The organism is Winogradskyella litoriviva (assembly GCF_013249065.1).
Lineage (GTDB): Bacteria > Bacteroidota > Bacteroidia > Flavobacteriales > Flavobacteriaceae > Winogradskyella > Winogradskyella litoriviva.
The window spans coordinates 481,924-506,455 of sequence record NZ_JABRWQ010000003.1 but is presented as its reverse complement, the minus strand read 5'-3'; the positions used below and the strand labels follow the sequence as shown (position 1 = coordinate 506,455).

The following is a 24,532-nucleotide window of genomic DNA, read 5'->3' as shown; positions in this document are numbered from 1 at the left end:
TAAATTTTTTTTAATAGCAACTTTAAAGAGCGTATATTATACGCTCTTTCTTGTTTTATATAAAAGATTTAAATAATGACAACACTCAAAGAATTAGCTGCCTTATTAAATATTTCAGTTTCTACAGTTTCCAAAGCTTTAAATGATAGTCATGAAATTAGTGAAAATACTAGAATACGAGTTAAAGAATTGGCAACTAAACTCAACTATAAACCAAATAGAATAGCCCAACAGTTAAAAACTAATAAAACTAAAACCATTGGTGTAATCCTACCAACAGTAACTAATCCGTTTTTTGCTGAAGTATTGCATGGCATTGAAATGGCTGCAACAAATAATGATTATGATATTATTGTTTGTCTTTCTAATGAAACCTTGCATAAAGAAAAACGAAGTCTTGAGTTGCTATCCAATGGCAGTGTTGATGGTTTTATAATGGCAGTTGCTAGAGAAAGTCAAGTGAAAAATGAAACCAGTCATATTAAAGATACTATAAACAATAAACTTCCTGTTTTAATGTTTGATCGCGTTGTAAATGATATTGATTGTAATAAGGTGATTGTTGATGATTTTAAATCTGTTTATGAAGCAACAGAACATTTAATTATTAATCAGCATAGAAAAAATATTCTTTTAGTAAGTAATATAGAAGAATTAAGTGTGGGAAAATTGAGAATTGAGGGCTACACAAAAGCATTAGAAGATCATAATTTAAAACCAGAAATTTTAAAATTAGACAATGCTGTAGATTTGGATGTTGAGAAGAGAATATATAATTATTTAAAGGAGAATGTGGCAATTGATGCAATTCTTTCTGTTGATCATGTTACTGGGATTGTTGCTATTAATATGGCAAAAAAATTGGGTAGAAATATTCCTGAAGATTTATCTGTTGTTGGTTTTGGGTATGAACATACTCAATTGTTATCAAGTCCAAAAATCTCAATTATTCATCAGAAGGCACATAAAATAGGGGAAATGTCAACAAAATTACTGATTGATACTATTAATGATGAAGATTTGAAATGGCAAACAATAGTAGTGCCGAGTGAATTAAAACTTAACGAGTCTGTAAAATAAAAACGTCCACTTTTAGGCATAAAAAAAGGTCTGATAGTATCAGACCTTTTTTTATTGATATTAAAGGAATATTATAGACCTTTAACTTTATCAGCAGCTTTGTCAACAGCATCGCTTCCTGCTTTTTTAGCAGCATCGACAGCATTTTTCCCAGTTTCTTTAGCGCTATCAACAGCGTCATTAGCAGCATCTTTTACAGAATCAACTGCATCACCAGCAGCTTCTTTTGCGCTGTCTACAGCATTACCTGCAGCATCAACAGCACCATCAGCAGCTTCTCCCACAGCTTCACCTGCAGCATCAACTGCCTCACCAGCAGCATCAACAGCTCCTTCAGCAGCGTCACCTACAGCATCAGCAGCATCACCTACAGCTTCGCCAGCAGAATCAGCAGCGTTTTCAACAGCATTAGCAGCGTTTTCAGCAGTTTCTCTACAAGAAGTAAATGATAAACCTAATACAGCAACTAGTGCTAAACTTAATACAACTTTTTTCATTTTAATAGTTTTAGTGTTAATTTTAGTTAATGTACGAAAATACTAATTTCAAAGTAATTTTAACAAAATTTTTTAATTATTCTGCGCACAATTTTTGTATATACGTATGCAAATATGAGTTTGGACTATTTTTAAGACTATTTTTTAAGATTCTTTTGATCCTTTTCTTCTTTTAATTGAAATAATATTTGCCAACCATAACATTTACAATATTATAAACATATGTATATATCAACCTTCAATTACAAAAATTTAGTCATTAGAGCATTTTTATGCATTTCTTTTTTTGGATTTTCTCAAAACATTAGGAAGGAACAAAAAATAATTAAAGCAGTAGATAGGTATTCTGATAATGCTATTGAATTAATTAAAACAGCTGTCAATATTAATAGTGGCACCATGAATTTTAAAGGTGTCATGGAAGTTGGTGAACTCTTTAAAAAAGAATTAGATAAACTAGGTTTTACAACACAATTAACTAATGGCGAAGCTTATGGGAGAGCAGGTCATTTAATTGCTACCCGAAAAGGAAAGAAAGGACCAAAGTTTTTAATGATAGGTCATTTAGATACTGTTTTTGAATTAGATAGTCCGTTGCAAGAATACACCATGCAAAACGATTCTATAATGAAAGGTCCTGGTGTTGCAGACATGAAGGGAGGCGATGTTATAATTATTTTAACCATGAAGGCCTTAAAGGAAGCTGGTGTTTTAGATGATATGTCTATTGAAATTATTATGACTGGTGATGAAGAAAAAAGTGGAAAACCTTTAGAGCTTTCAAAAAAGGATTTAATTGAAGCTGCGAAAAAAGCAGATATAGCTTTAGGTTTTGAAAACGGAGATAATAACCCTAAAACTATAGTAGTTGCCAGAAGAGGTTCTACCGATTGGAAGCTAACGGTTACTGGCAAACCAGCCCATTCTTCGCAAGTGTTTACAGATAAAATTGGTACAGGTGCTATTTATGAAACTTCAAGAATACTAAATGAGTTTTATCTTCAATTAGCAAAAGAGAAAGATTTAACGTTTAATCCAGGTTTTATAATTGGAGGTACTAAAATAAAGCAAGATGATGACGGAACAGGTGGACATGCGTTTGGTAAAACCAATGTAGTCTCACAAGAATCGATTGTTCGTGGTGATTTAAGAGCGGTTTCTTTAGAGCAGTTAGAAAAAGCAAAAACGACCATGCAGAATATTGTTTCAGAAAATTATCCGCAAACAAATGCTATATTAGAATTTTCACCTGGTGGTTATCCACCTTTATCGTTGACGGAAGGGAATACCAAGCTTTTAGGTTATTTTAATACGGTTAGCGAAGATTTAGGTTTTGGCACTGTAACTGCCGTAAATCCAAGAAATGCTGGTGCAGCAGATATCTCTTTTACATCTGCATATGTAGATATGGCTATTGATGGTCTAGGACTTACAGGAGGAGGTGGTGACCATACTATTAAGGAGTCTGGCAATTTAAATACTGTGGCAACACAGGCAAAAATAACGGCAGTTTTAATGTATAGATTAGTTAATTCTAAATTTTAAATAGAAGAATGGACTTATTTAATACTGAATTAACCGCAAACCGTTTACCATTCGATGGAGAAGTATATTATTATGGTCCTATAATGTCTATAGTTCAGGCACAAGATTATTATGAAAAATTACTAGAAAATGTAGAGTGGGAAAACGATAAAGCCATCATTTTTGGAAAATTAATTATTACAAAACGCAAAGTGGCTTGGTATGGAAATAAACCATTTAATTATACCTATTCTAAAACGACTAAATCAGCCTTACCTTGGAATAAAGAACTTTTAGAACTTAAAAAACTAGTAGAACAAAAAACAGGAGGAACGTTTAACTCTTGCTTACTTAACTTATATCACTCTGGTGAAGAAGGCATGGCTTGGCATAGTGATGGTGAAAAAGATTTAAAAAAAAATGGCGCTATCGCCTCCTTAAGTTTTGGTGCTGAGCGCAAATTTGCTTTTAAGCATAAGCAGACAAAACAAAACGTTTCAATACAACTTGTAAAAGGTAGTTTGTTGGTAATGAAGGGAGAAACACAAATCCATTGGTTGCATAGGTTACCACCAACTAAAAAAGTAAAAACACCGAGAATAAATTTAACGTTTAGAACAATTGAGTTATAATTCTAAGACTCAAAATACGCCATAATTTTATTTACAGCACCTTTGTTTTTTCTAATAAAAGACGCGGTTATTTCGCCTTTGTTTTGTCTTAAAACTTTATCTGTAATAAGCGCATTAAAAGAAGAATTGAAAGCTGTAGCACTTGCCAAACTAGTAACACCACCTAATTCTATTAATGTTTTTGCCTCTGGAAATTTTTCATAATTCTTTCCAATAAGAATAGGAATTCCAAATACAGCTGGTTCTAATATATTATGCAACCCTGTTGTACCAGCACCACCTCCAACATAAGCAATGTCTGCATAGCTGTATACTTTACTTAGATAACCAATAGTATTTAAAATAAAGACTTGGTAGTCTTTTAAGTTTTTAGTGTCATCTAATTCAGAAAAGCAAATGGTATTAACCTTTAATTGCGATTTAAGTGAAGCTACATAACTTGCTTTTATGTTATGAGGCGCAATGATATATTTTACTTCTGGATTTTTAGTAGTGTTAATAAAATCGAGATATAATTTATCATCCTCTGGCCACGTGCTACCAAAAACCATACATAGTTTATCATCTTTAAATGTTTCAATAAACGATACAGTGTTTTTTGTATTTAGTTGATTAGAAACACGGTCAAAACGCGTATCTCCAGAAACAGAAGTATTAGAATAACCTATTTTTTGAAGTAAAACCTTTGAGTTTTCATCTTGAGTAAAAATATGACGGAAACCAAATAAAGCAGATTTAGTATAACTACCATACCATTTAAAAAAGGATTGGTCTTTTCTGAAAACGGCCGAAATTAATAAGGCGTTTAAGTTGCGCTTTTTTATTTCGTGTAAAAAGTTAGGCCAAATTTCATATTTAACAAACAAAATATAATCCGGATGCACTAAGTCTAAAAATTGTTGGGCATTCGTTTTAGTATCTAAAGGCAGATAAACAACAACATCTGCTATTTTAGTGTTTTTTCTTACCTCATATCCAGAAGGAGAAAAGAATGAAATTATAACTTTATACTTTGGGAATTTAGCTTTTAGAGCTTCAAAAACAGGTAGACCTTGTTCGTATTCTCCTAACGATGCACAATGAAACCATAAGGTTTTATCTTCAGGTTTAATGTTGTTTTTTAGTTTAGAAATCGTTTCTTTTCTGCCAACAACACCTTGCTTCAATTTAGAATTGAATAATGCCGCAATTTTAATGATAAAACTTGCTAAGTAAATTCCTATGGAGTAGAGTCCTTTCAAAAATAAATATTTGTGCTAAAATACATTTCTTTCAATTAATTGCGTTGTCATAGCCATTACAATTTCGTACTTTCGCTTAGAGCTTTTAAGCTTATTTATTTATATACTAAAATGTTGTCGTAAAGATGAAAAAAATTCAAATGGTTGACCTTCAGAGTCAATATGCAAAAATAAAAAATGTTGTAGATCCTTCGATTTCAGAAGTAATGGAAAGTGCGGCATTTATCAACGGACCAAAAGTACATCAGTTTCAGAAAAATCTAGAAGATTACTTAGGCGTAAAACATGTAATACCTTGTGCTAACGGTACAGATGCTTTGCAAATTGCAATGATGGGTTTAGGTTTAAAGTCAGGTGATGAGGTGATTACAGCAGATTTTACATTTGCGGCAACTGTAGAGGTTATCGCTTTATTGCAATTAACACCTGTTTTAGTTGATGTGGATCCTGTATCTTTTAACATTGATGTAGAAGCGATTAAAAAAGCAATAACACCAAAAACAAAAGCTATTGTTCCTGTACATTTATTTGGTTTGCCTGCCAATATGGATGCTATAATGGATTTAGCTAAAGAACATAATTTATATGTAATTGAAGATAATGCCCAAGGAATTGGGGCAGAATATACGCATAAAGATGGTAGTAAAACTAAGACAGGTGCTATTGGTCATGCTGCGAGCACATCATTTTTTCCATCTAAAAATTTAGGTTGTTATGGTGATGGTGGTGCAATTTTTACCAATGATGATGATTTAGCACATACCATTAGAGGTATTGTAAATCATGGAATGTATGAGCGTTATCATCATGATGTTGTAGGTGTAAACTCTAGATTAGATTCTATCCAAGCAGCGGTATTGGATGCAAAATTACCACACCTAGACACATATAATGCTAAGAGGAGAGATGCTGCCAGAAAATATAATAAAGCATTTAAGAATCATCCAAAAATTACCATTCCAACAGGAAGAGATGTATGTGATGATGGTATTTGCGATGTTTGTGATTGCCATGTGTTTCACCAATACACTTTAAATTTAAAAGACGTTGATCGCGATGCTTTAGTGGCACATTTGCAAGAAAATAATATTCCATGTGGTGTGTATTATCCAATTCCGCTTCACAGACAAAAAGCGTATTTAGATGAGCGTTATAATGAATCTGACTTTACAGTTACTAATCAACTTGTAAAATCTGTTATTTCATTACCAATGCATACAGAATTAGAAGATGATCAAATTGATTTTATAACAAGTACAGTTCTTAATTTTATAAATAACAAGTCGTAAAAAATGAAAATACTAGTAACAGGAGGTTTAGGTTTTATTGGGTCGCATACCGTTGTAGAATTGCAGAATGAAGGTTTTGAGGTTGTTATTATAGATAATTTATCAAATTCATCTGTTGATGTTTTAGATGGAATTACAGCTATAACCAATAAAAAGCCAATTTTTGAAAAACTAGATTTAAAAGTAAAACAAGACGTTCAAGACTTTTTTAAGCGTCATAACGATATTGTTGGTGTTATTCATTTTGCAGCGAGTAAAGCTGTAGGAGAGAGCGTTGCAGAACCATTAATGTATTATGAAAATAATATAACTACTTTGGTTTATATGCTTCAAGAATTAAGTGGTTTAAGTAAAAAGAATTTTATATTCAGTTCATCTTGTACAGTTTATGGGCAAGCAGATAAATTACCAATAACCGAAAATGCGCCTGTTAAACCAGCCGAATCGCCTTACGGTAACACAAAACAAGTTGGTGAAGAAATTATAAGAGACACGTGCAAGGTTAATAAGGATGTTAATGCAATTGCATTACGTTATTTTAACCCAATTGGTGCACATCCTTCAGCAAATATTGGTGAATTACCAATTGGAGTTCCACAAAATTTAGTGCCTTATATTACACAAACTGGAGTAGGATTAAGAGAGCAGCTTTCTGTGTTTGGTGGTGATTATCCAACGTCAGATGGTACTTGTGTTAGAGATTATATACATGTTGTAGATTTGGCAAAAGCACATGTTGTGGCTTTACAGCGTCTATTAAATGAGAATAATGAAACCAATTTTGAATTTTATAACCTTGGAACAGGAAAGGGAAGTACTGTTTTAGAAGCTATTCAATCTTTTGAAAAAGTTTCAGGTAAAGCCTTAAATTATAACATTGTAGATAGAAGAGAAGGTGATGTAACTGCGGCTTACGCAGATACTTCTAAGGCTCTAAATGTATTGGGTTGGAAAACAGAATTGACATTAGATGACGCCATGGATTCTGCTTGGAAATGGGAACAGAAAATTAGAAACAAATAATTATTTATTATGAAAACTATACTCAGAATTTTAGTGTTTATGTCTGCTTTGTCCATATCAGCACAAAGCACGTATCTCCATTGCGGAAAATTAATAGACACTAAATCTGGGAAAGTTTTAAGCGAAAAAACAATTGTAGTTTCTGGTAAAAAAATTATTTCAGTAGAAAATGGATATGTAACTCCAAACAATGCAGAGGATATTACTATAGATTTAAAATCTAAAACGGTAATGCCAGGATTAATTGATATGCATGTTCATATTGAAGGAGAAACAAATCCTAAATCTTATCTAGAAGATTATACCCTTAATGATGCAGATATTGCTTTTAATTCGGTAAAGTATGCTAAAGTAACTTTAATGAGTGGCTTTACAACAGTTAGAGATTTAGGCGGTTCTGGTGTAAATGTAGCCCTTAGAAATGCTATAAATGCAGGTAAAATTGAAGGGCCAAGAATTTTTACAGCCGAAAAAGCTTTAGCAACAACAGGTGGACATGCAGACCCAACCAATGGAGCAAAGAAAAGCATAATGGGAAATCCTGGTCCTAAAGAAGGTGTGGTTAACGGTGTAGAAGATGCTAAAAAAGCAGTAAGACAACGTTATAAAAATGGAGCCGATTTAATAAAAATTACGGCAACAGGTGGTGTTCTTAGTGTGGCAAAGAGTGGTCAAAATCCTCAATTTACAGTTGAAGAAATAAAGGCTATTTGTGATACTGCTAAAGATTATGGATTTCATGTTGCGGCTCATGCACATGGAGATGAAGGCATGCAACGCGCTATATTAGGAGGTGTTAAAACCATTGAGCATGGTACGTTAATGAGTGCTGAGACTATGGAGTTAATGAAAAAACACAATGTGTATTTAGTACCAACCATTACGGCAGGTAAATTTGTTTCAGAAAAAGCTCAGATAGATGGCTATTATCCAGAAATTATTGTGCCTAAAGCTCTAGATATTGGGCCAAAAATTCAAAAAATGTTTGGTAGAGCGTATAAGGCTGGTGTTGGTATTGCTTTTGGTACTGATGCTGCAGTGTTTTATCATGGAGATAATGGTAAAGAATTTGGATATATGGTAGAAGCCGGAATGCCAGCAATGGAAACCATTCAGAGTGCCACAACTACCAATGCTATGTTACTAAAGTTAGACGATGCAATCGGACAAATTAAATCGGGTTATATCGCAGATATTATTGCGGTAAATGAAAACCCTATAACTTCAATTTCTACAATGGAAAATGTCACTTTTGTAATGAAAGAAGGTGTAATTTATAAAAAGTAACTATTCTTCTCATTAGGAGATATTCATCTTAATCACTTAAGACTACTTATACGTTAAGTGATTGGTGAATTGATTTAATATATAATAATACTTAAGGATTTAATTAGGTTTTAACGTTTTTAACTTGGTGTTGGTTATCAATCTTTGTTGCTTTGCATGGAATGATAATTGAGAAACATGAAATTGATAAGTATTAAAAGAGAGACCAAAACAGAAGGTCGCTTCACGAAAAAAATGGGTGTTTTGTTAACGGATGTCACCTACATTAAAAAACAATTTTTAAGTATACCATACAAAACACTTCACAAGTATAGAGAAACGTATTACGGAGAAGTTAAAGATTGTGAGGATTGCATTTTGGCTCGTTAAGCCGAGATATTCTCTTTTTTCTTATTTGTAAAAATCCCACTGAATAGCAGCATCACCATTCCGGTTGTTACTGAAAGGTCAGCAACATTAAAGATGCCCGTTTTAAAAATACCACCTAAATTAATAAAGAAAAAGTCAGTGACTTCTCCGAAAACAATACGGTCAAAAACATTTGCAATACCTCCTCCAATAATGCAACAAAATGCTATTAGACTTAATTTGTCTAATGTTTTAGTTTTTACAATGTAATAAACTACATAGCATAAAACTACAGTAGGAAGAATTAATAAGAAAATTAATCTAAGTGTAGAATTCATTTCACTACCCATACCTAAAAAAGCACCTTTATTTTCAACCCAAATTAATTGAAAATAATCTTTTATTACATTGATTTGACCTTTTCCGCCTTTAATCATAGTCATTCTAACAATAACTTTGGAGATTTGATCAATTGCGATATTAAATATAATAAGTAGGGTAATGAATAAATTTCTATTCAAAGCAGTAAGTTTTAAGCATTAGTTTCAAAAGTAGCTGAAGCTGTTTCTGCTTCTCTATGGATTTTTTTAACTAAGCCTTGTAATACTTTACCAGGACCAACTTCTGTAAAGGATGTAGCGCCATCTTTAACCATTTGTTGCACTGATTGTGTCCAACGTACAGGAGCAGTTAATTGCGAAATTAAATTGGCTTTAATCTCGTTTTCATCTGTAATTGCAGTAGCAGTTACATTCTGGTAAATTGGGCAATTTGGTTTACTAAATGTTGTGTTTTCAATAGCGGCTGCTAACTCTTCGCGAGCAGGTTCCATTAAAGATGAATGAAAAGCACCACCAACTGGTAAAACTAAAGCGCGTCTTGCGCCTGCATCTTTCATTGCTACACATGCTTTATTGATGGCTTCAACATCACCAGAAATCACTAATTGTCCAGGGCAATTATAATTTGCAGCAACAACAACTCCATCAATTTGAGAACATACTTTTTCTACTATTTCATCATCTAAACCTAAAACAGCAGCCATAGTACTAGGTTGAATTTCGCATGCTTTTTGCATGGCTTGTGCACGTTGCGAAACTAATTTTAATCCATCTTCAAAAGTTAAAGCTCCTGCTGCAACTAATGCAGAAAATTCCCCAAGAGAATGACCTGCAACCATATCTGGTTTTATTTTATCCCCAAGTGTTTTTGCTAAAATTACTGAATGTAAAAATATTGCTGGTTGTGTAACTTTCGTTTCTTTTAAGTCTTCAGCAGAACCTTCAAACATAATGTCTGTAATATGAAAACCTAAAATATCATTGGCTTTTTCAAATAATTCTTGTGCTAAAGGTGAGTTCTCGTAAAGGTCTAATCCCATTCCTGAAAACTGAGCACCTTGACCTGGAAAAATATATGCATTCATTTGTTGTAATTTTAGTACTGCAAAAGTAAGAATTAATTATTTATATTTTTCTTTTGAGTTTAATTATAGAATTAAAGCAATTATTCAATTATTTGCACGCGGCTTCTGCACAACGTTCGCCATCCATAGCTGCAGAAACAATGCCACCTGCATAACCACCTCCTTCACCACAAGGAAATAAATTGGTGATTTCTGGATGCGCTAATGTTTCCGTCCTAGGGATATTTACAGGGGACGAGGTTCTTGATTCTACACCAATAACGTTAGCTTCTTCTGTATAATATCCTTTCATTTTTTCTCCAAAAGCTTTAAACCCTTTTCGTAATGAACCTCCAATTATTTTTGGTAGTAAAGAATGCAATGGAGCAGATTTTAAACCAGGTTGATATGACGTTTCATTTAAACTTAGAGATAATTTACCTTCAACGAAATCGGTTAAACGTTGAGCAGGAGCAGACTGCGTTCTGCCTCCTGAGGTAAAAGCTAAGCGTTCTAGGTTTTTTTGATATTCTAATCCTTTTAATGCTCCAAATTGTTCGTATTTGCGCAAATCTTTATCTACATTGATTTCTGTTACAATGCCAGAATTTGCGAACTTATTATTTCGTTTAGATGGTGACATACCATTAACAACCACTTCTCCATTTGCTGTTGCAGCCGGAACGATAAATCCTCCAGGACACATGCAAAATGAATACACTCCTCTATCATTAACTTGTTGTACTAAACTATACGCAGCTGGAGGTAATAACTCATCTCTTGGTTCTCCTTTGCAATGGTATTGTATACCGTCAATAATATCTTGAGGATGTTCTACACGAACTCCCATAGCAAATGATTTTGCTTTTAAGGCTATATTTTTTTCATTTAATAGATAAAATATATCTCTTGCAGAATGACCTGTAGCTAAAATTACATTTTCAACATTGAGTTCTTTTCCGCTTTTTAGCAGAATGGTTACAATCTTATTATTTTTGATAGTGAAATCTGTAACCCGTGTTTCAAAATGTACTTCGCCACCATATTTAAGAATTGTTTCTCTAATGTTTTGAACAACTTTAGGTAATTTATTGGTACCTATATGTGGATGAGCATCTACCAAAATTTGATCCGTAGCGCCATGAAACACAAGATTTTCAAATATGCGTCGTACATCTCCACGTTTTAAGCTTCTAGTATATAATTTTCCGTCAGAATATGTGCCAGCTCCACCTTCACCAAAGCAGTAATTAGAATCTTCATTAACAAGATGGTCTCTATTTATAGCTTTTAAATCTCTTCTACGGTCTTTAACGTTTTTACCTCGCTCTAAAACAATAGGTTTATAACCAAGTTCTATACAGCGTAAAGCAGCATACATACCTGCTGGCCCAAAGCCAATTATATGAATAGGTTTAGAGTTGGTAACATCTTTATAATCAAAATGATAGTCTGAGGTTTTAGGTACGGGTTCATTAATGTAAACTTCAACTTTATAGTTGAACATAATATTACGCTTCCGCGCATCAATTGATTTTCTTAGAACCTTAATTCCAGAAATTTCAGAAGGTTTCATGCCCAAATCAAATGCTGCTTTTTTTAGCAATCCATCTGGTTGTTTTTCTTCATGTAAATTAATACGTAATTGTAAAGCTCTTATCATAATGCGAAATTAATTATAATTATGATGACTTAAAGTTTAACAATCAAAAATTAGATAAAATGATTGAGATGGTTTTTTTGCAATTTAGATTTTACTATCTTGAAAATTATTAAAATAATATTCATTTGAGCTGGTTTAAAAAAGACCCAATACAGATTATTGCTTTTCAAGGTTATGGAACAGATTCTCATTTTTATGCTAGGGGAAGGGCTTTAGAGGACGAATCTATTGATTTAGATGAACAGCATATTTGGCATCTTATTGTTAATACTTGGAAGCGTTTTGAAACTGATGAAATTAAAAATGTGGGCTTAAATATTCAGCTACCAAATGATACTATATTAAAAGGTGTAACCGACAATAAAGGTTATTATAAGTTTGAAGAAAATTTAGAAAATTTAAAATCTCTTACAAATGAAGAAGGTTGGTTGTCTTTTGAATTGTCTTATAATGATTTAAAAATAAAGCGCACTATTCAGAATGAAAACCGATTTCCTGGAGAACTTTTAATACCTTCAACTAAGGCGAAATTTGGTGTAGCTAGTGATATAGATGATACTATTTTACATACAGGAGTTGTTTCTACTTTAAAATGGAAAGTAATTTATAATTCTATATTTAAGCATGCTAAAAATAGAATTCCCTTAGAAGGTGCAGCAGATTTTTATCATAAATTACATAGAGGTGCTTGTGGTAAAAATGCTAATCCTATTTTTTATGTGAGTCATAGTCCTTGGAATTTGTATCGTTACTTAGAGCTCTTTCTTAGACAAAATAACTTCCCTAAAGGGCCAATTTTATTAAGAAGTTTAAGTAATTTTTTAAAAAAGAAGCCTCAAGACGAAAAGCCACAGAAACAAAAAGAAATTCTCAATCTCTTAAAAACATATCCTGAATTACCATTTATATTAATTGGAGATAGTGGAGAACATGATCCTGATATTTATATAGAAATTGCAGAAGAACATCCAGGGCGTATTTTAGCAATCTATCTCAGAAGTGTACAGCATAAAAAGAAAATGCTAAGAGTTAGAAACTTAATAGAAAACTACAAGACCACTAAGGTTTTAATGGTAGAAAGCAGTGCACAAGCTATAGAGCACGCTAGAGAAAATGGGTTTATATTATAGTGTAAGAATAATGAAAATTAAAAGGTGCCAACAACTCCAATAGTGCCTGCTCCCATATTTAATCGCCATGATATTTGTTTTTGTTTCGAAAATTCATAACGTTTTGTGCGTTTCATAAAATTATCAATACCATCAGTAACAACAATACTAAAGGCCATACCAAAACCTACATCAGATATCCAATGTGCATTTTTCCATAATCTAGAAATGGGAGCAATAGATCCTGCAACATAGATACCAGCTTTGACCCAAAAACTATCAAATTGTTTTGCTATTGCATGAGCCATGGAGAACGATAAAATAGAATGACCTGAAGGAAAAGAATGATAACCAGACTCCTTACTAAAGAAATCAAAAGTATTATGATTTCCTGAGCTTGGTCTGGCTCTTCCAACAGCTGTTTTTGTAATTGATTGAAATAATCCAGTGGCTACTGCTGATGATAGAATTAAAACACCTGTATATCTTACTTTTTCATTATTAGTAATTAGGCCAAAACCATAGACTCCTGTAGAAACCATAAAGAAATTTTGAGGACTACCAAAATACCAACCAAATTCTTGTAAAACACCTGGAGCATTTTCTCCTTGTTTAGAAAAGTAACGTTGGGCTTCGTTATCTGAAAGGTATAATACACCAGTACCTGCAAGAAAACTACCTGCAGATATAAAATCATTTTTTTGCCATCTTAGAGGTTGCGTGTATGCATTGCCAACACCTTTTATAATTGAAATACCATCATATTTTACAGTATTCCATATTCGTTTAGCACCTGTTAGAGAGTCGTTTTGGGCTTGAGTAATACTATTAAATGATAATGCAAAAACAATTAAATAAAAACTGAATTGTACATTACAGAATAAACTTTTATACATTTAAAACAAGCCGTTAATTTCAGCATCAATTCTATTAATGATGTCCCCTAAATCTTCAGGGTTTGCCACAAAATCCATATTGTCTACATCAATAATTAATAAATTTCCTTTGTTGTATTTAGAAATCCAAGCTTCGTAACGCTCGTTTAATCGACTTAAATAATCAATGCTAATAGTGTTTTCGTAATCACGACCACGTTTATGAATTTGAGCGACCAAGTTAGGGATAGAACTACGTAGGTAAATTAATAAATCCGGACCTTTTACAAAAGACTCCATTAATTCAAATAAAGAGGAGTAATTTTCAAAATCACGATTGGTCATTAAGCCCATAGCGTGTAGATTGGGAGCAAAAATATGCGCATCTTCATATATGGTACGGTCTTGTATGATGTCTTTGCCACTATCGTGAATTTGATTGACTTGGCGGAATCTGCTGTTTAAGAAATACACTTGTAAATTGAAACTCCAACGTTCCATCTGATTGTAAAAATCATCTAGGTAAGGATTGTCAACAACGTCTTCCAATTGTGCTTCCCACTTAAAGTGTTTGGCGAGTAATTTTGTGAGCGTTGTTTTTCCGGCTCCTATATTTCCTGCAACAGCAACATGCATAATCTATTCTATTTTTAATTGGTAGTATCGAAGTAATTTTTCGTCGTAAATATACACCGTTTCGTTGGTTACCAAAAACTGTTTTATTAACATTTTTGGATGTTCAATAGGTTGAATTTCAGATTCGTTTTTCTCAAGTAAAAAAAGTTGGTTTTCTTTCTTTAAGACTAAATGAGCTTCATTAAACGCTAATTTTTCATAACCTGTATTTTTTATTTTTCGTATTAAACTACCAAAATAATTATATATATACAGATAGTTTTCAGTAAGTAAGTAACAATAATTATAATCACTTTTTAAATCTAAAACGTTAGATTGAACAGGTACAGTCTTCAATTTTATTTTCTTAGTTTTATAATTGTACAACTCTAAAATTTGAAAATCTTGGTTAAATATCCAAATCGAATTATCAAATCCTGAAGTTACAAACGATACATTTTTATAAGGTTGAATAGTAGAAAAGTCAATTTTTGAAATTTCAGTTAAGCGGTTGTCTAAAATTACTACGGAATTAAAATCTTTATAAAAAAGATTGATTTTTAAAGGATTAAAGGTGTTTGCAGAAGTGATTTCTCCTAGCTGAAAATTTGAATATGTTATAATGGTATCCTTTGTTTTTTTATGAAACGAATTGTTTTTTGTTGTGTAATACAGTGTTTTAAAGTTATCTACTCCAAAAATGTTTTTTGCTTCAATGCTTACGGAATCTTTTAATGTAGCACTAATATACTTCTCAGTTTCCTGTTGTGAAAAGCAGAACAAACTGAAGAAAAGAAACAAATAAATTAGCTTTTGCATGGAATTTGGCAATATTGACTTGAAAAATACAAAATTGTAACAGTTTATAATGCTTAAGAAATACAGTAATTTTAAAATCGATTAGATTTAGTGATTTTATTCCGTTAATTTATAGCCAAATCCTCTAACGTTTATAATCTGAATGTTTTCATCTTTCTTCAATTTTTTACGCAGTTTACTGATAAAAACATCCATGCTTCTTGCGGTAAAAAAATCATCGGTTCCCCAGAGTTTATTTAATATTAAGGAACGGTCTAAAACCTTATTTTTATTTTTAATTAGATGAAATAATAAATGTGCTTCTCTATGAGTAAGTTGTATAGATGTATCGTTTTTAAACTGTAATTGCTGTTTGGGGAAATTAAATGTAAAATTACCCAATGTAATGACTTCAGATGTTTTTTGTGTTTTTGTTCTATCAACCAAGTTATGTACTCTAACAATGAGTTCTTCCATACTAAATGGTTTTTTGAGATAATCGTTTCCACCAATAGAAAACCCTTCAACCACATCTGTAGTTTGAGATTTTGCCGTTAAAAATATTATAGGAATTGTGTGATCTATAGCTCTAATTTCTTTTGCTAAAGTGAAGCCATCTTTTTTTGGCATCATTACATCGAGCACCAAAATTTCTGGTGATTCCGTTTTGTATTTTTCAAATGCTTTTTCTCCATTTTCACACAGGATAACATTAAAATTGCGAGTTTCAAGACTTTCTTTAATGATTTGTCCTAGAGCTGTTTCGTCTTCAGCTAATAAGAGTTTTATTTTATTAGCCATTGGGTAGTGTGATTTTAAAAGTGGTTAAATTTTTATTCAATTCTAGTTCAATAGAACCATTGTGTTTTACAAGGATTGTTTTAGTGTAATATAGCCCAATGCCAAATCCTTTTACATCATGCCTATTGCCTTTTGGTACACGATAAAATTTATTGAAAATTTGCGATTTATTTGCTTTGGTTAAACTGTTTCCGTCATCAGAAATTAGAATTGTGGAATCCTTTTGATTAAAGATTAAATCCACGGTTATAAGGTCTCCACCATATTTTACGGCATTATCTAAAATGTTATTTATAGCATTTTCAATATGAAAAATATCAGCATTAACTATTACGTTTTCTAGTTGAAAATTTATAATAAATGTCTTTTCTGAAAATTGAATTTTATAGCGATTTATTAATGTTAATAGTAATTCTGAAATATTGAAGTTTTCTTTTTTCAATTCTACATTATTACTATCTAAGGTTGCTGTTTCTAGTATTTTTTCAACCATAATATTTAGCTTGCCTAATTGTTCTGAAGACATATTTAAATATTTTTTCGTCTTTTTCTTATCGTCTATGGCGTTAAAACTATTAATGCTCTCTATTGCCGCACTTATTGTTGCTATTGGTGTTTTAAACTCGTGGGTAATATTACTTATGAGGTCGTTTTTTATTTCGGCTAATTGTTTTTGGTCTCTAATAATTTTTAAGAGGTAAAATAATGAGCCAATAACAGCAAGAATCAAAAGAGTAGAAATTAGCATTCCTCCTAAAATACGTTTAAGAATGACTTTGGTGGTGTTTGTAAAACCAATATGTAAAGCACTATTATCTGGTAAAAAGGTAGATTTAGAAGTGGTGGATAAAATTTCATTATTACTGAAAACAGAATTGTTGGTTGTTGATAAATTTGAAGAGATAAAATTTTCGGTTATAGTTCCGTTTTCAAACTGTAACTCAAAATCTACACTAATATTTTTTCTTTTTAATTCATTGTATAGTAAGCTGTCAATTTTTTTTAAATCTAAACTGTCGTTATTAATAGAAAACATAACCTTTGAGGTTAACATTTCTATTTTTAATGCTTTTAAGCTATCAGTTTTTGGTGGCTCCGAAAATAGGTGTTCATTATTTTTTATTCTTTTTTGAAGCATTAAAGAATCGGCTTTGAGGCCTTTAATAATTGTAATACCATCTATGGAATTAGCTTCAATTTCATTGAGATTTGTAAATTCTTTATCTGTTTCATTTAGGTTTTTGAGAATACTAGATAGTTTTTGGTCTTCTTTTAAAGAATTTAAATTTCTGTCTTTATCAAAAAAAACACTAAAAGTAGTGCGCTCAGCCAAAGCAGTGTAATAATCATCTACAGCTTTATCTAAACTAACTTGAACATCATTAATCAGTTGCTGTTTATTGGCTTGGTAGTTTTTATAATTCCAATAGACTTGGATACTAATTGTAATAAGTATTACCGCAATAATGGTATATAAAATCCATATATATCGTTTGTTATTCATGCTTCAAATGTATAAAGTAATAATTTAGAATTACATATTGGTTAACACTCATTAACGTTAGTTAACATAAGTAATTAACTATTTTTTAGAATATTGTAATATCTTAATCAAAAACACAAACAATTATGAAAACGCTTTCAATTTTATTCTCAATGATGCTGCTATTTATTACCGCTTCAGTTTTAGCTCAAGATTTTCAAGGTGTTGCAACTTACAAAACCCAAAGAAAGATTGATATAAAAATGGATAGCACAAAAATGAATGATGCTATGCAAACTAAAATGATGGAGATGATGAAAAAACAATTTCAGAAAACTTATATTTTAACGTTTAATAAAACAGCTTCTTTATATAAGCAGGAAGCCGAATTAGATAAACCACAAGTTGGAGGTGATGGATTTAATGTAATTGTAAGTAGTGATGGCTCAGATATATTATATAAAAACGTAAAAGACAAAAATTATGTAGACCAAAAGGAAACTATGGGTAAAAAGTTTTTAATTAAAGACTCAATAACTTCCATAGATTGGAAACTTGAGGCCGAAACAAAGTACATTGGCGAATACACGTGTTTTAAAGCTACCTATACAAAATTAGTGCCTAAAAGAAATTTTGATTTTTCAAGTAATTCTAATAAAAAAGATGAAGCTGAAGAAGAGGAAAAAGAGCCAGAAATGACTGAGCGTACAATAACAGCTTGGTATACGCCACAAATACCTATAAGTAATGGACCTGCCAAATACCAAGGTTTACCAGGATTAATTTTAGAAATTCACGATGGAAAATTAACCATTGTCTGTAGTCAAATAATTATTAATCCCGAATCGAAAGTTGAAATAGAAGAACCAACAAAAGGTAAAGAGGTTAGTCAAGTAGAGTATGATGAGATTATGGATAAAAAGGCTAAAGAAATGATGGAGCGATACGCTCCACGCAAAGGTTCTAATGGTGAAAGCATTAGTATTACAATTGGTGGTTAGTTTTCTTAACATAAATTTAACAAGGTGGCGTTTTACTTTTCTTCATATCTGAAGTCTTAGCTAAAGTAAGATTAACTAAATTCGTTTAGGAGTTTAAACAACATCAATAAAAACATGAAGAAATTACCATTAAAAATTGCGTTACTGTTGACATTATTTTTTACAAGTTTCACTGCATTTGCTCAAGATTTTCAAGGAAAGGCTTATTACCAATCTAAAACCACTATGAACATGGATGATTTTGGTGGTCCAGATATGAGTCCTGAAAGAAAAAAGCAAATCCAAGAACGTATGAAAAGCTTTTTAGAAAAAGAGTATATATTAACATTTAACCAAGCTGAATCTGTATATAAAGAAGAAGAGAAGTTAGAAGCACCTGGAGGAGGACGAGGATTTGGACGTTTTGGTTCTAGCTTATCTGGTGGTCCAAAATATAAAAATGTAAAAACAAAAGAAGTTATTACAGACCAAGAATTTTTTGGTAAACAGTTTTTAATAGTTGATGAATTAAAAAATTTAGAATGGAAAATGGGTACTGAGACTAAGCAAATTGGTCAATATACTTGTTTTAAGGCTACTGCAATAACAACATCAGATGCATTTGATTTTAGTAGTTTTAGAAGACCGAGTGATCGAGGAAATGATAAGGAAGGAAGTAAAAAAGAAAAAGATAGCTTAAAAAGCCAATCTAAGGAAAAAGATAATAAGCCAGAGACTAAAGAACCAAAAACTATAGAAGTTGTAGCGTGGTATTCTCCGCAAATTCCTGTAAACCAAGGACCAGATGGTTATTGGGGTTTGCCAGGACTAATATTAGAAGTTAATGCAGATCGTACAACAATATTATGTACAAAGATTGTATTAAATCCTGCTGAAAAAGAAGAGATTGAAAAACCTACCAAAGGCGATGAAGTTACACAGGCTGAATACACTGAAATTGTTACCAAAAAAATGGAAGAAATGAGAGAAATGTATGATGGACGAGGACGTGGCGGTAGAGGTGGAGGACGTGGACGTAACTAGTCTGTCTTTCTTTTTTATTTACACAACCACGTTTTAAATTGAAGATTTTAAAATATTTGATTTAAGCAAAAGATAAAAATAACAACCACAACCAAATTATATGAAGAATGTTTTATCGCTATTATTTATAGTAATAGTAAGTAGTTCCTTTGCCCAAATTAAGCTTCAAGGTGTTGTAAAGGATAGTATTGGTAAACCTTTAGAACTAGCAAACGTTATTGCTATAAACAAAGACTCTAACTCTTTAGAATCTTATGGAATAACAGATGCTAATGGCAAATATAAATTGTCTTTAAGTAAGAATACGTTATACAATATTCAAATTAGTTACATTGGTTTAAAATCGGTGGATGAAACCATTCAGACTAAAGAGGTAGATTTAACTAGAAACTTTAATATGGTTTCTGATACTCAACTTGATGCTGTTGAGATAACTTATGAGATGCCAGTAACTATTAAAGGAGATACTTTAATTTATAATGCAGATTCTTTTAAAAATGGATCGGAACGAAAGCTAGAAGATGTCTTAAAAAAATTACCTGGTGTAGAAATAAATGATGACGGACAAGTTGAGGTTGAAGGAAAAGTAGTAGATAAATTAATGGTAAATGGAAAGGATTTTTTTGATGGTGATTCTAAATTAGCGACAAAAAATATCCCTTCTAATGCTGTAGATAAGGTACAGGTATTACGCAATTATTCAGAAGTTGGTCAATTAAGTGGTGTACAGAATAACCAAGATAATGTGGCTATTAATATTAAATTAAAAGAAGGAAAAGAGAACTTTTGGTTTGGTGATGTTACTGCTGGAGCCGGTGTTGCACCTTCGCCAAATGATAATTTGTATTTAGCTCAACCAAAGTTATTTTATTACAGCCCTAAATACAGTATTAATGTTATAGGAGATTTAAATAATATTGGTGAGGTTGCTTTAACTGGTAGAGATATTAGAAATTTTGGAGGCGGTTTTAGACCACCAAGTAACAATAGCGGAACCAGTATTAATCTTGGAGATAATGGGTTAAGAGGTTTAACTGATCTTGGAGATGCAGAAAAAATAGAATCGAAATTGGCAGCGGTTAACTTTAGTTATGCTCCAAATAAAGCTTTAGATTTAAGTGGTTTTTTAATTTATAATAGTAATCGTTTAAGTACAAGGCAAGAGAGTTTTGTACGTTATACAGATTCAGATTTAGGAATTCCGGATGAAGAAACTATACAAACAGGTAGAGAAGCAACTAATCAAGGTTTAGCAAAGTTAAGTGCAAGCTATAAACCAAATGTAAATAATCAATTGAATTATGATATACTTGGTCGTATTTCAGATGATTCTGAAACTAACAATGTGTTTTCGGACGTAGTTGGTAACACTAATCAACTTGATGAGGCAAAACCATTTAGTATTAATCAGAATGTAAATTATTATTATACTTTAAATGAGACTAATATTTTTGCTTTTGAAGCACAACATTTAATTAAAGACGAAGATCCTTTTTACAATGTTACAGGTTTAAAAGATGAAGATGCTTTTGAGACTACAGCAGAAGCTTTAGGTTTAGATACTGACCAAACCAATTATAATTTAAATCAAGAGAGACGTATTAAATCTAATCAGTTAGATGCTAAATTAGATTACTATAATATCCTTAATTCAAAGAGTAATATCAACTTTACCTTAGGGACTATTTTAAGTAATCAAAAATTTAATTCTAATATTTTTCAGTTTTTAGATGATGGTTCATTCTTTGATCCAACCGCAACGTTAACAACAATTGATGGTGATTTGTTAAGAAACGAAAATGATACAGAATATAATTTTAGTGACGTTTATTTAGGTGCACATTACACTGTGAAAACAGGTAAATTTACAATTACGCCTGGTTTTTCTCTTCATGCATATGGTAATAAAAACACACAATTTGGTGTAACTTATAAAGATGATTTCTTTAGAATATTACCAGATTTTGAAACTAGAATTCAATTTAAAAAGAGTGAAAGTTTAACTCTAAGTTATAATATGCAAAATTCGTTTACGGATGTGACTAGTTTGGCTGAAGGTTTAGTTTTAAATAATTATAATAGCATTCAGTATGGTGAGCCAGAATTACAAAATGCACTTTCGCATAATATAAGTCTACGTTATTTTAGTTTTAACCTTTTTAATTACACTAATGTTTTTGCTTTTTTCAATTATAACAAAAACATAGATCAGATACGATCACTCACGGATTTTGATAATGTGATTAGAACAAGCACTTATTTTAATTCTAATTTTGCGGATGAAAGTGTTTCTACCTTTGGACGTATTCAACGTACATTTGGAAAGTTAAGGGCAAGTCTTAGAGCTAATTTTAATTACAGTAAGATTAATCAATTTGTACAAGGAAATAGATCTGTTAATGAAAGTTTTACTCAAACCTATACACCAGAGTTGAGTACTAATTTTAGAGAATGGCCAAACGTAACTTTAAAATACCGTCATCGAATCAGTGATACTAATCAAGGAGGTGATGATATAAAATATACTACAAGCGCTCCATCTGTAGAATTTGATGCTTACATATGGGATTCTTTAACCTTTAGAACAGATTATGCATATACAGAGCAAAGTAGTAATGTTGGACCTACAGAATCGTTTAAAACTTGGAATGCTAGTTTAGCCTACAGAAAAGATCAAGATGCCAAATGGGAATACCAAATTAAAGCGAGTAACTTATTAAATATTGATTCTAATGTTAATAATGGCTCAAGCAATATTTCGGTTTATAGTTCTGAGACTTTTATTCTTCCTAGATTTATTACTTTTAGGTTGACTTATACGTTGTAGTATTAACAATTAGAATACAAAGGAGCCTTCTCAATTGAGAAGGCTTCTTTGTATTCTACTCATCTCTAAGTACATGAGCTACACCTACAATTGAATCTTCTATTGAGCCATCACCATCTGATTCAATCCTAATAAGGGAACCAGAAAAGTTAATATCAATATATTCACCAACCTCTCCAAATGAAGTTAGATTAAGAGTCATTGGTGAGTTACTACTATCGCCATTAGAACCTATACATTCTCCTAACGGAATAAACCCTGGATTATTTATATTGCCATAGTTATAGGTTCCTAAATAAGAATCTTGGTCTAGTGTTACGGTAATTTCTATACAGGCATTTCCATTAGTTTCATTATCACGGATATATAGCGTATGACGCCCATCCCAATTAATATAAAAGACGCAAAGAATGTCATCGATTGCTATGTAGTCATCACTGCCGTTAATTGTAAACTGAATAAATTCTTCAATTGAATTACATGCACTAATTACTCCTATATTAGTAATCGGAGATGTAAAAGTATAATTTATTTCTGGGGAGAATTGAAGGTTGTTGTAATCAATTCCCTTTATACTGAAGGTAGTATTGTCGGCACATCGAATTAAATTCACTTCAAATTCACCATCGGTTACATAACCTATATTGTTTTTGCCACTATAAGCTAACTTAACATAACCGTCTGATACAGGGTCTCCATCACATGTGTTAAATGTACCAATAACAGTTTCCTGAATTATTTCTGAATTGTTTGGTATTACGATTGTAATATTAGAATCTGTAGAAAAAGGACCTATATTTTCAGTATATAAAGATGTATTATTACAATTATTATTGAGATAGATGTTAACACTTAAACTTTCATTACTTGGAACGTATCCACAAACTTCACCTTTTTCATTGGTATTGCCATTAGTAGTTCCAAAAGTAGCACTAGTAATTTTAACGTTCATATCACTTAATTCATTACCCTCTTCATCTATAACTGTAATACAAAGTGATATCGCTTCCGCAGGTATATCACAATTCCAAAAACTAAAATGAGATACAGTACCAACATACATATTTCCTTGTAAAGTAGCTTGCCCTTCTTCTTTCCAATAGCCATTTACTTCATCAAAATACCAAAGCGGAATAGTTGCAGGTGCAATAGACATTAAACTAGCGTCAACAGGCATTCTAATTTCAGAGGTAGAACCTTCAGCTAAATTTAATTCTTCTCCCGAATTGCCACGTAATTCTACTGCAAGCATACCAAGCGTTTGCAACATACGTTCTGCACCATCTGTGTTTTGCGCATATAACATTCCTGGCATTTGTTGAGTCATATTATCATCTGCAGGATCTAAATGATGCATTATAACATCTACCGAACCAGAGTAAGCAGAGCCATCTTCTTTAATAAAATTTCCGTCAAAGCTTACAGAGCTTCCATTGGTTAATGAAATGGTTTCAGAATTACCACTGTTTATGGTAGCAATAACATTGGCTTCTAATAGCATAATATTCACTTTGTTTGTGCCTTCAGATGGAACTATACTGCGAGAACCGTGAATATAACCTGCTTTCTCTGCCTTTACGTAGCCAAAGCGTTGATTTACATCAGCATCTCTAATAATAAACACACCATTACCGTCGGTTAAAGCCGTTTCATTACCAATGGTAATAGTAACACCTTCAATTGGAAGATTGTTTTTATCAATGACGGTTCCAAGAAAATCTCTTGAGATTTCATTTCCAAAATATTCAGAAAACGAGTCTGGAATTAATATTTGTTGATTACCATCAGAAATACTATCATCCTTTTTACAAGAAGTGAAACCTAAGCACAAGATTAATAAAAATAATGAGAATATTTTGGTCGATTTCATAGCAGCTGATTTTATGATTATATTTTATAGATGTAAAAATCAAAAAATGGTTGCTTGAAAAATTTGATTAATTTTTTGCCCAAATACAATTTTAAATAAAAAGCCTTTCATTTCAGCGGTAGAATGAAAGGCTTTTTATTA

The 24,532-nt window shown here is 31.8% G+C and carries 22 protein-coding genes; 11 read left to right on the top strand and 11 right to left on the bottom strand.

The genetic code is table 11. The features are described from left to right. Positions 1-75 precede the first annotated feature (75 nt). Positions 76-1,080: a LacI family DNA-binding transcriptional regulator gene (locus tag HNV10_RS08740; protein ID WP_173300955.1), complete on the top strand. Its 1,005-nt coding sequence runs from the start codon at positions 76-78 to the stop codon at positions 1,078-1,080. A 71-nt stretch (positions 1,081-1,151) separates the two neighbouring features. On the opposite strand, the gene HNV10_RS08735 is transcribed toward HNV10_RS08740, so the two are convergent. After that, positions 1,152-1,577, bottom strand: a complete 426-nt coding sequence (locus tag HNV10_RS08735) for a hypothetical protein (protein WP_173300954.1) — start codon at positions 1,575-1,577, stop codon at positions 1,152-1,154. Positions 1,578-1,799: 222 nt separating this feature from the next. On the opposite strand from HNV10_RS08735, the gene HNV10_RS08730 reads away from it, so the two are divergent. Both HNV10_RS08730 and HNV10_RS08725 read left to right on the top strand, forming a co-directional pair. Beyond that, positions 1,800-3,122, top strand: coding sequence for a M20/M25/M40 family metallo-hydrolase (locus tag HNV10_RS08730; RefSeq protein WP_173300953.1), 1,323 nt, complete (start codon positions 1,800-1,802; stop codon positions 3,120-3,122). 8 nt (positions 3,123-3,130) lie between these two features. Then, positions 3,131-3,733, top strand: a complete 603-nt coding sequence (locus tag HNV10_RS08725; protein ID WP_173300952.1) for an alpha-ketoglutarate-dependent dioxygenase AlkB family protein — start codon at positions 3,131-3,133, stop codon at positions 3,731-3,733. Between the two features lie 2 nt (positions 3,734-3,735). Here the strand turns inward: HNV10_RS08725 and HNV10_RS08720 are convergent, their stop codons facing one another. Beyond that, positions 3,736-4,974, bottom strand: a complete 1,239-nt coding sequence (locus HNV10_RS08720) for a 3-deoxy-D-manno-octulosonic acid transferase (RefSeq protein WP_173300951.1) — start codon at positions 4,972-4,974, stop codon at positions 3,736-3,738. Between the two features lie 125 nt (positions 4,975-5,099). Between HNV10_RS08720 and HNV10_RS08715 the strand changes: the two genes are divergently transcribed. From HNV10_RS08715 to HNV10_RS08700, 4 genes are all read left to right on the top strand, one after another. Further along, complete coding sequence (locus tag HNV10_RS08715; RefSeq protein ID WP_173300950.1) at positions 5,100-6,263, top strand: DegT/DnrJ/EryC1/StrS family aminotransferase; 1,164 nt, start codon at positions 5,100-5,102, stop codon at positions 6,261-6,263. Positions 6,264-6,266: 3 nt separating this feature from the next. Continuing rightward, on the top strand, positions 6,267-7,286 hold the full coding sequence (gene galE / locus HNV10_RS08710) for a UDP-glucose 4-epimerase GalE (protein ID WP_173300949.1): 1,020 nt from the start codon (positions 6,267-6,269) through the stop codon (positions 7,284-7,286). A gap of 9 nt (positions 7,287-7,295) precedes the next feature. After that, positions 7,296-8,573 carry a metal-dependent hydrolase family protein gene (locus tag HNV10_RS08705; RefSeq protein ID WP_173300948.1) on the top strand — a complete coding sequence of 426 codons (1,278 nt, stop codon included), beginning with the start codon at positions 7,296-7,298 and terminating at the stop codon, positions 8,571-8,573. 177 nt (positions 8,574-8,750) lie between these two features. Further along, a complete protein-coding gene (locus tag HNV10_RS08700; RefSeq protein ID WP_173300947.1) occupies positions 8,751-8,942 on the top strand; it encodes a hypothetical protein in 192 nt (63 codons plus the stop codon). Here HNV10_RS08700 and lspA read toward each other — a convergent pair. The 3 genes from lspA to HNV10_RS08685 form a co-directional block, all read right to left on the bottom strand. Then, positions 8,939-9,442: a signal peptidase II gene (lspA, locus tag HNV10_RS08695; RefSeq protein WP_173300946.1), complete on the bottom strand. Its 504-nt coding sequence runs from the start codon at positions 9,440-9,442 to the stop codon at positions 8,939-8,941. The genes HNV10_RS08700 and lspA overlap by 4 nt on opposite strands. A gap of 11 nt (positions 9,443-9,453) precedes the next feature. After that, complete coding sequence (fabD, locus tag HNV10_RS08690) at positions 9,454-10,347, bottom strand: ACP S-malonyltransferase (protein WP_173300945.1); 894 nt, start codon at positions 10,345-10,347, stop codon at positions 9,454-9,456. A gap of 88 nt (positions 10,348-10,435) precedes the next feature. After that, entirely contained in the window at positions 10,436-11,989 is a 1,554-nt protein-coding gene (locus tag HNV10_RS08685; protein WP_173300944.1) for an NAD(P)/FAD-dependent oxidoreductase, read from the bottom strand. Between the two features lie 125 nt (positions 11,990-12,114). On the opposite strand from HNV10_RS08685, the gene HNV10_RS08680 reads away from it, so the two are divergent. Continuing rightward, entirely contained in the window at positions 12,115-13,119 is a 1,005-nt protein-coding gene (locus HNV10_RS08680; protein WP_173300943.1) for an App1 family protein, read from the top strand. Between the two features lie 17 nt (positions 13,120-13,136). On the opposite strand, the gene HNV10_RS08675 is transcribed toward HNV10_RS08680, so the two are convergent. The 5 genes from HNV10_RS08675 to HNV10_RS08655 all read right to left on the bottom strand — a co-directional run bounded on the left by HNV10_RS08675 (position 13,137) and on the right by HNV10_RS08655 (position 17,691). Beyond that, the gene (locus HNV10_RS08675) at positions 13,137-13,994 is read right to left on the bottom strand and encodes a phosphatase PAP2 family protein (RefSeq protein ID WP_173300942.1); all 858 of its coding nucleotides are present in this window, start codon (positions 13,992-13,994) and stop codon (positions 13,137-13,139) included. Beyond that, positions 13,995-14,609, bottom strand: coding sequence for a deoxynucleoside kinase (locus HNV10_RS08670; RefSeq protein WP_173300941.1), 615 nt, complete (start codon positions 14,607-14,609; stop codon positions 13,995-13,997). It lies immediately after the preceding gene. A gap of 3 nt (positions 14,610-14,612) precedes the next feature. Next, the gene (locus HNV10_RS08665) at positions 14,613-15,407 is read right to left on the bottom strand and encodes a hypothetical protein (protein WP_173300940.1); all 795 of its coding nucleotides are present in this window, start codon (positions 15,405-15,407) and stop codon (positions 14,613-14,615) included. Positions 15,408-15,503: 96 nt separating this feature from the next. Beyond that, positions 15,504-16,187: a response regulator transcription factor gene (locus HNV10_RS08660; RefSeq protein ID WP_173300939.1), complete on the bottom strand. Its 684-nt coding sequence runs from the start codon at positions 16,185-16,187 to the stop codon at positions 15,504-15,506. After that, complete coding sequence (locus HNV10_RS08655) at positions 16,180-17,691, bottom strand: sensor histidine kinase (RefSeq protein WP_173300938.1); 1,512 nt, start codon at positions 17,689-17,691, stop codon at positions 16,180-16,182. Before HNV10_RS08655 ends, HNV10_RS08660 begins: the two co-directional genes overlap by 8 nt. 125 nt (positions 17,692-17,816) lie before the next feature. Here HNV10_RS08655 and HNV10_RS08650 point away from each other — a divergent pair, with 125 nt between their 5' ends. The 3 genes from HNV10_RS08650 to HNV10_RS08640 all read left to right on the top strand — a co-directional run bounded on the left by HNV10_RS08650 (position 17,817) and on the right by HNV10_RS08640 (position 22,521). Continuing rightward, positions 17,817-18,671 (top strand): GLPGLI family protein, encoded by an 855-nt coding sequence (locus tag HNV10_RS08650; protein WP_173300937.1) that lies wholly within the window; start codon positions 17,817-17,819, stop codon positions 18,669-18,671. A 114-nt stretch (positions 18,672-18,785) separates the two neighbouring features. Further along, the gene (locus HNV10_RS08645) at positions 18,786-19,694 is read left to right on the top strand and encodes a GLPGLI family protein (RefSeq protein ID WP_173300936.1); all 909 of its coding nucleotides are present in this window, start codon (positions 18,786-18,788) and stop codon (positions 19,692-19,694) included. Between the two features lie 100 nt (positions 19,695-19,794). Continuing rightward, positions 19,795-22,521, top strand: a complete 2,727-nt coding sequence (locus HNV10_RS08640) for a TonB-dependent receptor (protein WP_173300935.1) — start codon at positions 19,795-19,797, stop codon at positions 22,519-22,521. Between the two features lie 55 nt (positions 22,522-22,576). Here HNV10_RS08640 and HNV10_RS08635 read toward each other — a convergent pair whose 3' ends face one another. Next, positions 22,577-24,391, bottom strand: coding sequence for a carboxypeptidase-like regulatory domain-containing protein (locus HNV10_RS08635; RefSeq protein ID WP_173300934.1), 1,815 nt, complete (start codon positions 24,389-24,391; stop codon positions 22,577-22,579). Positions 24,392-24,532 lie beyond the last annotated feature (141 nt).

Coding starts and splice junctions, on each gene's coding strand:
- HNV10_RS08740 (WP_173300955.1), top strand. CDS start 76: ATGACAACACTCAAAGAATTAGCTGCCTTATTAAATATTTCAGTTTCT.
- HNV10_RS08735 (WP_173300954.1), bottom strand. CDS start 1,577: ATGAAAAAAGTTGTATTAAGTTTAGCACTAGTTGCTGTATTAGGTTTA.
- HNV10_RS08730 (WP_173300953.1), top strand. CDS start 1,800: ATGTATATATCAACCTTCAATTACAAAAATTTAGTCATTAGAGCATTT.
- HNV10_RS08725 (WP_173300952.1), top strand. CDS start 3,131: ATGGACTTATTTAATACTGAATTAACCGCAAACCGTTTACCATTCGAT.
- HNV10_RS08715 (WP_173300950.1), top strand. CDS start 5,100: ATGAAAAAAATTCAAATGGTTGACCTTCAGAGTCAATATGCAAAAATA.
- galE (WP_173300949.1), top strand. CDS start 6,267: ATGAAAATACTAGTAACAGGAGGTTTAGGTTTTATTGGGTCGCATACC.
- HNV10_RS08705 (WP_173300948.1), top strand. CDS start 7,296: ATGAAAACTATACTCAGAATTTTAGTGTTTATGTCTGCTTTGTCCATA.
- HNV10_RS08700 (WP_173300947.1), top strand. CDS start 8,751: ATGAAATTGATAAGTATTAAAAGAGAGACCAAAACAGAAGGTCGCTTC.
- fabD (WP_173300945.1), bottom strand. CDS start 10,347: ATGAATGCATATATTTTTCCAGGTCAAGGTGCTCAGTTTTCAGGAATG.
- HNV10_RS08685 (WP_173300944.1), bottom strand. CDS start 11,989: ATGATAAGAGCTTTACAATTACGTATTAATTTACATGAAGAAAAACAA.
- HNV10_RS08675 (WP_173300942.1), bottom strand. CDS start 13,994: ATGTATAAAAGTTTATTCTGTAATGTACAATTCAGTTTTTATTTAATT.
- HNV10_RS08670 (WP_173300941.1), bottom strand. CDS start 14,609: ATGCATGTTGCTGTTGCAGGAAATATAGGAGCCGGAAAAACAACGCTC.
- HNV10_RS08665 (WP_173300940.1), bottom strand. CDS start 15,407: ATGCAAAAGCTAATTTATTTGTTTCTTTTCTTCAGTTTGTTCTGCTTT.
- HNV10_RS08660 (WP_173300939.1), bottom strand. CDS start 16,187: ATGGCTAATAAAATAAAACTCTTATTAGCTGAAGACGAAACAGCTCTA.
- HNV10_RS08655 (WP_173300938.1), bottom strand. CDS start 17,691: ATGAATAACAAACGATATATATGGATTTTATATACCATTATTGCGGTA.
- HNV10_RS08650 (WP_173300937.1), top strand. CDS start 17,817: ATGAAAACGCTTTCAATTTTATTCTCAATGATGCTGCTATTTATTACC.
- HNV10_RS08645 (WP_173300936.1), top strand. CDS start 18,786: ATGAAGAAATTACCATTAAAAATTGCGTTACTGTTGACATTATTTTTT.
- HNV10_RS08640 (WP_173300935.1), top strand. CDS start 19,795: ATGAAGAATGTTTTATCGCTATTATTTATAGTAATAGTAAGTAGTTCC.
- HNV10_RS08635 (WP_173300934.1), bottom strand. CDS start 24,391: ATGAAATCGACCAAAATATTCTCATTATTTTTATTAATCTTGTGCTTA.